Here is a 730-nt window from a genome sequence, read left to right on the forward strand (position 1 = left end):
TATTCCAACCAGAGTCGTCAACTCGTCTATTCAAGCTGGCGATTTGCAGCCCATGTGACATGCGCTTTGCTCCAAAAATCATGGCGAAGATTAATCAACAAGCGCCAAACGTTCAGCTACATCTAGACGCGGAATTTGACCGTCTTCTTTCTGAGCGCATGCGTTACCAAGAAATCGACTTCGTGATCGATTACGCTCGTTTTGATGAGCAAGGTTTCTCAAGCACAGAAATCTTCAAAGATGAATTGGTGGTTATCGCTTCGAAAACGCACCCACGTATTCAAGGTGGCGTAAGCGCCGAGCAGCTAATTAACGAAAAGCACGCGAAACTGTCTAAAGTTCACGGTCAACGTAGCTTCTCTGAGCAGGCGTACCGCGAGCTTGACTGCCAAGCTGCGTACGAAGGTTCAAGCCTAAGCAACTTGCTTTACGTTGTTAGCCAATCTGAGTTAGTGACTATCGCACCACGCTGGATGGCGGAAAATGCGGTGAACAGTGACCAACTGCAGATTCTAGATTTCCCATTTGCGAACAAAGAAATCAGCGGCTTCCTTAGCTGGCATGAATCAAGTGAAAAAGACAAAGGCCACATTTGGCTACGTGACCAGCTAATGGTGACGTGTGGTGAAGTGGTTGCATCAAAATAAGTTTATTATTTGGTCTGATGAACTGGTCAGACTGGATTTGTAATCATCAATTTTTACAATTGTTTGGCCCCGAGAGACGCTTG

Annotated in this window: 1 protein-coding gene; it reads left to right on the forward strand. The window is 46.0% G+C overall.

The genetic code is table 11. The features are described from left to right. Positions 1 to 647, forward strand: a 647-nt coding sequence (calR, locus tag R7044_RS25320) for a LysR family transcriptional regulator CalR (RefSeq protein ID WP_225456010.1), incomplete at its 5' end; no start/stop codon positions are given. Positions 648 to 730: the final 83 nt, after the last annotated feature.

It is taken from the genome of Vibrio sp. 1402 (genome assembly GCF_033340275.1).